The sequence below is a fragment of the Desulfothermus okinawensis JCM 13304 genome (assembly GCF_054654515.1).
Map to the genome: position 1 here is coordinate 1 of NZ_BAAIEW010000060.1, position 1,091 is coordinate 1,091.

General features: G+C 30.2%; 1 protein-coding gene. It reads right to left on the minus strand.

Translation table 11 applies throughout. The annotated features are described in order from the left end of the window. Positions 1 to 260: 260 nt before the first annotated feature. Positions 261 to 1,091 (minus strand): IS110 family RNA-guided transposase (locus ACYQ0O_RS12990; RefSeq protein ID WP_459893751.1); only part of this gene is annotated, 831 nt, incomplete at its 5' end.

Here is a 1,091-nt window from a genome sequence, read left to right on the forward strand (position 1 = left end):
TGGGTATTATGTAAAAAGTCAAGCGAAATAGCAAAGTAATAAAAAAATTTTATTAAAGCATGGTTTAAGCTCCATTTGGCTTATTTAGAGGTAATAGCAGAATAAATATAAATGCAAGCTATTATTAACAGTTAGGGATTTGACCCTCCTGCATGACGTAGAATTAACAAATTTAAGAGGCAGCCGCAGTCTGCAACTAAGCGAGTATAGTACTTCGCATCCGATTGTTTGCGGTCTGCCAAGGTTTATAGACATTTAATTTATTCTACTACACCTATTACATAGGGTTTTTGATTTAACCATACATACCTTATCCTGGATAGTAATTTTTTTGCTATTCTAATTATGGCCTGTTGTTTTTTCATCCTGGTGATAAGTTTATTGTAAGTTTCTAAGAGTACTGGATCTTTCCTAATGGCCACCCAGGACGCTTCTATTAATGCATATTTTAATCTGGAGTTTTTCCTATAAGTTAATCCATATTCATAATAAGTATTGCCTGAAGAATATACAGATGGGGCAAGACCAACATAGGATTTTAATTGATCAAAATTTTTAAATCTATTCATGTCAATAATCTCAGATAAGACTATAATACCAATTTTAAATCCAATACCTGGTACTGTTCTTAATAAGTCAAAGGTTTGTTTAAAAGAAGAATTTTTTATAAAAACTCTAACTTGTTTTAATATGTTATTCTGTTCTTTTCTCAAAAAACAAAGGGTATCTAAAAGAGAATATAAGGTTTTATCTCCAGGGCCGTTATTATCAATAGTTATAGAATATAGATAAGTGATAAAATTATTAGACCAAGAAGATGTATGTTTAGGTAGATTAATTCCATTATAATCCAAAAAACTCTTTATTTGATTTTTACTCCTTGTGATATTTTGGGTATAAGTTAAATATAATCTGACAAGAGATCTTAAGTGCTGAGCTTCCTCAGATGGAACAAATATAGGCCTTAAATTATTATTTTCCAATTCTCTAGCCAATTTGTGAGAATCTATTTTATCAGATTTTTTGTCTTTTTCCTTATGAGTAGAGGGAATATCAGCAGGATTTACTACCATACATTTAATGCCCAATTT